The 7,839-nt window shown below is 69.1% G+C and carries 5 protein-coding genes and 1 pseudogene; 2 read left to right on the top strand and 4 right to left on the bottom strand.

Features of this window, described 5'->3' with window-relative positions:
- Positions 1-42: 42 nt before the first annotated feature.
- Positions 43-237, top strand: a pseudogene (locus C8258_RS14875) (response regulator transcription factor); the annotation flags it as partial.
- A gap of 51 nt (positions 238-288) precedes the next feature.
- Entirely contained in the window at positions 289-2,115 is a 1,827-nt protein-coding gene (locus C8258_RS14870; protein ID WP_106955662.1) for a serine/threonine-protein kinase, read from the top strand.
- Between the two features lie 36 nt (positions 2,116-2,151).
- Here the strand turns inward: C8258_RS14870 and C8258_RS14865 are convergent, their stop codons facing one another.
- From C8258_RS14865 to C8258_RS33640, 4 genes are all read right to left on the bottom strand, one after another.
- Positions 2,152-3,183, bottom strand: coding sequence for an ATP-dependent 6-phosphofructokinase (locus C8258_RS14865; protein ID WP_063066388.1), 1,032 nt, complete (start codon positions 3,181-3,183; stop codon positions 2,152-2,154).
- A 109-nt stretch (positions 3,184-3,292) separates the two neighbouring features.
- Positions 3,293-4,168 (bottom strand): hypothetical protein, encoded by an 876-nt coding sequence (locus tag C8258_RS14860; RefSeq protein WP_146161235.1) that lies wholly within the window; start codon positions 4,166-4,168, stop codon positions 3,293-3,295.
- A 163-nt stretch (positions 4,169-4,331) separates the two neighbouring features.
- The gene (locus tag C8258_RS14855) at positions 4,332-5,201 is read right to left on the bottom strand and encodes a hypothetical protein (protein ID WP_233225091.1); all 870 of its coding nucleotides are present in this window, start codon (positions 5,199-5,201) and stop codon (positions 4,332-4,334) included.
- Between the two features lie 40 nt (positions 5,202-5,241).
- Complete coding sequence (locus C8258_RS33640) at positions 5,242-7,773, bottom strand: protein kinase (RefSeq protein ID WP_369974755.1); 2,532 nt, start codon at positions 7,771-7,773, stop codon at positions 5,242-5,244.
- Between the last annotated feature and the right edge of the window lie 66 nt (positions 7,774-7,839).

Here is a 7,839-nt window from a genome sequence, read left to right as displayed (position 1 = left end):
CACTTCTAGCTTCGTCGGCAGCGTCAGATGTGTATAAGAGACAGGACCCCGCGCGAGCGCGAAGTCCTCGAGCTGATCGCCAAGGGCATGTCCAACACCGAGATCGCCGAGGCGCTGTTCGTCGCCGAGCAGACCGTGAAAACCCATGTGTCCAAGGTGTTTTCCAAACTCGATCTGCGTGATCGCGCGCAAGCCGTGGTGATCGCCTACGAATCCGGCCTGGTCACGCCGGGTTGAGCGATCCGGGTAGGATCGCCACCTGGTACGTCGCCGGAAGGGGGAACGTAGGTGTTGAACAACGGTGACGTGTTCGCCGGCTTCACCGTGGAGCGACTGCTCGGTCAGGGAGGGATGGGATCGGTCTATCTGGCGCGGCATCCGCGTCTGCCCCGGTTGACCGCGCTGAAACTGCTGAATCGTGAGCTGTACACCGATGCCGAGATCCGCGCCCGCTTCGAACGCGAGGCCGATCTGTGCGCACAACTCGACCATCACGGCATCGTCGCCGTCTACGACCGTGGCGTCGAGGACGATCAGCTGTGGATCTGCATGCAATACGTGGACGGTGTCGATGCCGCCACGGTCGATCCGCTGACGCTGCCGCCGGAGCGCGCGGTGCAGATCGTCGAAGGTGTCGCCGACGCACTGGATTACGCGCACGGCAACGGTGTGCTGCACCGAGATGTGAAGCCCGCCAACATCCTGCTGGCCCGGGCGGTGAGCGGCAAGGGGGAGCGGGTCTTCCTCACCGATTTCGGAATCGCCCGTCTGCGTGAGGATTCCACGCACCTCACCCAGGCCGGCATGTTCACCGCCACCCTGGCCTACGCCTCACCGGAACAGATGACCGGTGTCGAACTCGACCACCGCTCCGATCAGTATTCGCTGGCGTGCGCCCTGTACTGGCTGCTGACCGGAACCGGGCCGTTCGACTCCGAACATCCCACCGAGGTGATCCGCGGCCACTTGCAACTGGCGGTCCCGCCCGCCAGCGCGCGGCGTGCCGGACTGTCTCCGGCGATGGACGGGGTGATCGCCCGCGCCATGGCCAAGCGGGCGTCCGAAAGATTCGGCAGCTGTATGGAATTCGCTGCCGCGGCGCGCGCGGCGCTGAACGCGCCTGCGGGGATGCCGACGATGAGCGGTGCGGCTCCGACGATGATCCGGCCCGGCGGGCCGTCGCCCGTACAGCCGAACTCGGCGCGAGTGCCCGCCGGACCGCATCCAGGTACCCACACGCAGGGATACTCGCCGGCGAACGGTGCAGGCGTGCCCGCCGGACCGCATCCCGGCACCCATACGCGGGGGTACCCGCCTGCGAACGGTGCTCGCGTGCCTACCGTGGTTCCCGCTGGGGGACAGCATTATTCGCCGGCCGCGAACACCGCCGGCCCGGCGAATGCCGCGTCCGCTCGGGTGCCGATGCCGGCCGCGACACACTCTCCCGCAGGGTATTCGGCGCCGCCACCCGGTTACCCGCCCGCCGCGGGCTCGGGCTACCGGCCGCAGCCGCCGAAGCGCTCGGGCGCGATGGTGGCGGCGATCATCGTCGCCGTGCTCGTAGTGGTGGCCATCGTCGTCACGATCGTCGTGGTGGTGCTGCAGAAGACTTCGAAGAGCGACGATTTCGCCGCCATGAAGTCGACTTTCCCGCAGTTGGTGAAGCCCTCGGGGACGGGAAGCAGCGGCGACGGATACGACGGCCAGTCCTGTTTCCGTGAGACCGACGGCAAGACGCTGCGCACGCCGGGCGACGCCGCCGATCTCCGTCTGGGTTCGTGGACCGCGGCCTGGGACTGCTGGGGAGCGGTGGACAAGCCCGAATACGCCGTCCTGTCCTACGACTCGTCATCGGATGCGCAACGCGTGATCGCGGGGTTGCCCGCCAACCGGAAGGGAGCGGGCGTCACGGGTAGCGACGTCGAATACGACAGCTACATGTGGAAGACGGCCGACTCCGCGATCCCGAACGAATTCTGGAAGGTCATCGCCTTCCGGGATTCGACGCGGTCGCGGTATCTGATCGTCGCGCACAACCAGTACTGGCCCAGCTTGGAGGAGGGCAAGACATACCAGGAGTTCGACACCTGGTGCAACGAGATGCCCATGGCCTAGGCAAGCTGGGCCGCCGGGGCCGCCGGCGGACCTCGCTCACCCGAAGAAGGCGGCGGCTTCCCCATGCCGATCGTTCGGCACCAGCTTGAGCTGCTTCGTCGCCTCCGCCAGCGACACCAGGCCGATCTCGGTGCCGTGCAACGCCACCATCTGGCCGAACTGGCCGGCGTGGACCGCTTCGGCGGCGTGCAGGCCGAAACGGGTGGCGAGCACCCGGTCGTAGGCGGTGGGTTTGCCGCCGCGTTGTACATGGCCCAGCACCGTGGTGCGGACCTCCTTGCCGATGCGGCGCTCGATCTCCACGCCCAATTGGTGGGCCACACCGGTGAACCGCTCGTGGCCGTATTCGTCGACCCCGCCCTCGCGCAGGTGGAACGAGCCCTCGGCGGGTTTGGCGCCCTCGGCGACCACGCAGATGAAATGCGAATCACCGCGCTGGAAGCGGCGTTTGATCATCGTGCACACCTCGTCGACATCGAAGGGCACCTCGGGGACGAGGGTGAGGTGGGCGCCGGAGGCGATGCCGGAATTCATCGCGATCCAGCCGGCGTGGCGGCCCATCACCTCCACCAGCATGACGCGCTGATGTGATTCCGCGGTGGTGTGCAGCCGGTCGATGGCGTCGGTGGCGATGCTGACGGCGGTGTCGTGGCCGAAAGTGGTGTCGGTGCAGTCGATGTCGTTGTCGATGGTCTTCGGCACGCCGACCACCGGCACACCTTCGTCGGAGAGCCAGTGCGCGGCGGTGAGGGTGCCCTCGCCGCCGATCGGGATGAGGGCGTCGATGCCGTTGTCGTCGAGGGTGCGTTTGATGCGTCCCAGGCCCTCGAGCAGCACGTCGGGATTGGTGCGGGCCGTGCCGAGCATGGTGCCGCCCTTGGTGAGCAGCCGGTCGGTGCGGTCGTCGTTGTGGATGTGGATCTTGCGATCCTCCAGTAACCCGCGCCAACCGTCCTGGAAGCCGACGATCGCGTCACCGTAGCGGCCGTTCGCAGTGCGAACGACAGCTCGGATGACCGCGTTCAAGCCTGGGCAGTCCCCGCCTCCGGTCAAGACTCCGATGCGCATGCCGCTATCTTGCCGCGCCCGGGCGCGCGGCGCAGCCCCGCCCCCGTTAACCGGCGGTTACAGCAACCGGCTACCACGGACAGGAGTCACTGCGCGGGGCGCGCTGATGCTATTGCGCGGGCGCGCAGTGACCGGCCGGAAGGTCGTCGAGATGTTTGGTGATCAGCCCCGCCATCTTGTTGAGAATCTGGGTGCCGTCGTCGAAGGTGCCCGAGGTCGCCTGGGCGGCAAGGGAAATGGCGACGTCACCGTTGGGTGTGGTCAGCAGCCCGAACTGGCGGACCAGGTAGTTGCCGCTCGGATCCGGCCCCCAGCCACCTTTGAAACGGGTGTTGTCCAGATGTCCGAGGCCCCACTGCTGGCCCCAGACCACCTTGCCCATCAGCGTGGTCACGGTGTCGGCATCGGGCAGGCAGGGCAGCCGCGACGCCCAGCGCACCTGGTCGGCCAGGGACCAGTCGGCCTGCCCGAACGCGGAGTATTCGGCACGGGAGCGGGTCGCGGGGACGGTCGTGGTGGTGTCGCCCCCTTCGCGCAGCACCGACTGCACCGCCTTGGCCGCGGCCTCGGGTGCGCCCAGCGCCTGCCACAGCCCGTCGGCCGCGGAGTTGTCGGATTCGGTGATGGCCGCCGACATCTGATACGTGCTGGTGTTGCCGTTGGTGCGCAGAACGGCAAGGGTCAGCGGAACTTTCATCGTCGACCAGGACGGCCCGGTGGTCCAATCGCCCATCTGTGCGGTGCGCTGGCCGCCGACCGGCATGATCGCCATACCGGCGCGTCCGTCCAGACTCGGTCGCAGAGCGGTGAAATCGGCTGCCAGCGAACCCGGCAGCGCGAACATCGTGACGGGGGCGGACGAGGTACTCACCCGGGTCGTCGTGGTCGCCGCGGGGGTGTCGGTGGCGTTCGAGCAGGCCGCCGGGCTCAGTAACAGGCTCGCCCCGAGCAGCGCTGCCGCGCAGCGGCACACTCGAAAAGCCATGGCCCGCTTCGTGCTCGGCCGGAGTGGTGCGTGCACCCGTTCACCTCCACATCGTGCGGACGGCCCCGCACGGCACCATCCGTCAGACGAGGAATTGTGTGCGGTCGCGGCCCGCGGGTCAAATGCGCGGACCGTCGGCGGCGCATATGAGACGACTGCGCAATCACCGCTCGCATTCGCCGCCGTGCAGTTCGTGCACGTGTTCGGACAGCAGCGCCGACATCCGGTCCATCATTTCGACCGCGTCATCATAGGATCCCGAATCCGGTTGTGCCGCAAGGGCTACCGCGAGCTGGCCGGACCAGGTGGGTACCAGGCCGAACTGGCGGACCAGATAGGCTCCGGTGTCGTCGTCGGGCCCCCAGCCGCCCTTGTACTCGGCGCCGACGAACGAACCCAGGCCCCAGCTCTGGCTGTCGGTGATCTGCTGCATCAGATCCACCACTCGTGAGGCGTTGTGCAGGCACGGCAGCCGGGCGGCGAAGCGCAACTGATCGACCAGACTCCATTGAGTGGCGCCGAAAACCATCGGGTCGTCGATGGATTGGCGCGCATCCGGATTGTGCCGGTCGGCGACATCGGTGGTGGTGTCGCCGGCCTCGCGCAGCACCGCCTCGACCGCTTCGGCCGCGGGTTCGCCGCCGCCCAGCGCGATCCAGAGTGCTTGCGCCGCATCGTTGTCCGATGCGGTGATGGCGGCTTGGGCGACATCGGCCAGCCCGACCGGATCCCGCCGCAGCGCCGCGAGGGCGAGAGGCACCTTGATCGTCGACCAGGCGACCCCGGTCGTCCAGTCGCCGAGGGTGATCACGTGGTCGCCGCCCACGGCCATCACCGCCAGGCCCATGCGGCCCGGTAGTTGCGCGCGCAGGTTGGCGAAACCGGCCACCAGACCGCTGGGCAGGGTGAGCGTCGAGTGGGGAACGGGCGCCGGGCGCACCATGTCGGTGGCCGGCCGGGCCAGGCCCGGGTCGGTGCTGACCGCGGCACCGTGTGCCGCGCACGCCGAAACGAGAAGTGTGACAACTGCCAAGAACAACCGCCGCCGACCCTGGCGCCCGGTGGGCGTCGGGTCAGTAGACATAGACCACCGCGTTGTCACCGCCCGTACAGGTGACGACCTTTCCCGAGCTGGTGCAGGTCATCGGATAGGACCGGCCCGTCACCGGACTCACCGCGATGATCGAGGTGCTGGCCTCGGCGGTGGCCGCGCTGGTCGCGCCGTGTGATTCGGCCGCCTGCGCGTACGCCTTGCGCACCGCTTCCGCGAAACCGCAGGAGGTCACCTCGGATCCGGTCGCGGTCTTGCCGAACGAGCCCTGCGACGTCGATGTCTGCGAGCACGGGGTCGCGCCGACCGGAAGGTTGGCCGATGTGCCGGTCGTGGTCGGCGCCGCGGTCGTGCTCGGTGCGGAGCTGGTCGCCGGTTGCTGAGCGGTCACCGCCGGGGCGGCCGGCCCCGCCGCGGTGGCCGGATGATCGTCGCTGCCCGACGAGCCGAAGACCTGCCAGCCGACGACGCCGAGGCCGGCCAGGACCGCCGCACTCAGGACGCCGAGAACGACCGGAACCGCGACCGATCGCGAGCGCTTCGCGGGGCGGGCATCTTCCGAACCCGTTGCCGCGAAGGCATATTCGTCATCGGAGTAGTCGTCGTCGGCGTAGCGGTCGTCGTCCTCGTACCGGGCTTCGTCGTATCGGTCGTCGTCGTATCGGTCGTCCTCGTCGTAGCGAGCGTCGTCGCGGTAGCGCAGATCGTCGTCGTAGCGGGTGTCGTCGCCGTAGTCCTCGTCGCCCGGCCGGCCGACGTCGAGGAACTGGGTATCGCCCGCTGCCTGCGCGACGGTGCCGAACTGCGAGACGTCGAGGAAACGGGTGTTGTCCTCGGCGCCGGGGGTGCGATCGGCGCCGCCGGTTCGGAACTGCGAGACGTCGATCAGTTCGGTCTTCTCACCGGGCTGCAGATCCGCGTCCGATCCGAGGGCGGTGCCGGCACCGGATCGCGCTGACACCTCGGGATCGTTGCCGAACTGCCCCGGGTCGAGCAGTTGGGTGCGGTAGTCGGAACCCGGTGTCGAATCCTGCTCGGCCACAGGCTGTTCGGTGCGAGTCTCCGCACTCCCGATCACGCCGTACGCGCGGGTCGGTTCGGCCGCGGGCCGACGGGTCGGTTCGGCCGCGCGGGGCACGACCGGTTCCGCCGCCTGCCGTGCCGAACCGGCCGCCCCGGCCGCGGGCGGCTTGCGCATCGGCAGGCTCGGCAGCGACGCCGGTTTCGACTGCGCCGCAGCGGATTCGGCGGGCAGCGTGAAGTGGAATTCGCCCGGTTCGACCAGCGTCGGATCGGCGGGCCGGATGATCGGCAGATCGCCGGAGGTATCGCGCTCGTCCTTGCCGGGCGGCGGGATGATGCGCAGCGTGCCCGTGTTCTGGACCGGGGCAGCCCCCGTTGGGGCTGAAACAGGCTGTGCCGCAGCGGCTTCCGTGGATTCGGCTACCCCGCCCGCGGCCGTCTCGCCCGCGGCGGCGGAGCTGCGTGGCTGGAAGTTTGCCGCGATCGTCGGTCCGTCCGGTCCGAACGGCTGGAACGTCGTCGGCTCCGGCGTGCGGCGGTAGTCGTTGTCCCGTGCCGCCGCCACGGACACCGGGTCGGGACCGTCGGACGGGTTCGCGCCGCGCGGAGTGTTCGCGAGAAGTTCCGCGCCGAACACCTTCGGTGTCCCGGAATCGAACGGCGTCCCCGCGGTACCCGAGTCGGCGGGCACACGGCCGCCCAGCCCCAGCGCCGCGCGGGCGGCGGCCGCGAACTGTCCGGCGGTCTGGAACCGGTCGGCGGGCGCCTTCGCCATCGCGCGCGCGATCACATCGTCGATCGCCTCGGGCACGCCGGCGCGGGCGGTGCTGGCTCGCGGCGGCGGTTCCGACAGATGCGACCGGATCAGCACGCTGACGCTCTCGGCGGGGAACGGCGTCGCACCGGTCAGGCATTCGTGCAGGACACACGCCAGCGAATAGATGTCGGCGCGGGCGGTCACGGGCCCGGAGTCGAATCGTTCCGGCGCCATGTAGGTGTAGGAACCGGCGGCGTGGCTGCCGGTGGTGTGCGGGTTGTCGCCCTCGTCGCGGGCGATGCCGAAGTCGGTGAGATACGCGAAGTCGGCCGGGGTGACGAGGATATTGGCCGGTTTCACATCCCGATGGACCAGCCCGGCGGCGTGGGCCGCATCCAGCGCGGCGGCCACCTGCTCGACGATCGCCACCGCGCGGTCGGTATCGAGCTTGCCCTGCCGGCGCAGCAGGGTGCGCAGGTTCTCGCCGCGCACCAGCCGCATATCCAGGAACAGAGAGCCGCCGGTCTCACCCCAGTCGTGGATCGGGATGATGTGTGGTTCGGCCAGCCGCGCCGCCGCTTGCGATTCGCGGCGGAAGCGGTCCTGATACGTCGCGTCCTGAGCGAGCTGTTCGGGCAGAATCTTGAGCGCGACGACGCGATCCCTACCGGTATCGAACGCCTCGTACACCTCGCCCATACCACCGCGACCGAGCAGCGAGCGCACCTCGTACGGGCCGAATCTGGTGCCGACCCGTGACCTCGGCACATCCACCGGTGAACCTCCAACTCCTGGGCAAGGTGGCGAACCTGCCCGGCGCCGCACCGGGTTGCCTGCCCC

Source organism: Nocardia sp. MDA0666 (assembly GCF_003023875.1).
GTDB classification, from domain to species: Bacteria; Actinomycetota; Actinomycetes; order Mycobacteriales; family Mycobacteriaceae; genus Nocardia; species Nocardia aobensis.
Note: the sequence above shows the minus strand (reverse complement) of the source record. Positions and strands in the feature narration are given on the sequence as shown.

What these genes read in the sequence shown, in the direction of transcription:
- C8258_RS14865 (WP_063066388.1), bottom strand. Translation starts at nt 3,183, where the DNA reads ATGCGCATCGGAGTCTTGACCGGAGGCGGGGACTGCCCAGGCTTGAAC.
- C8258_RS14860 (WP_146161235.1), bottom strand. Translation starts at nt 4,168, where the DNA reads ATGGCTTTTCGAGTGTGCCGCTGCGCGGCAGCGCTGCTCGGGGCGAGC.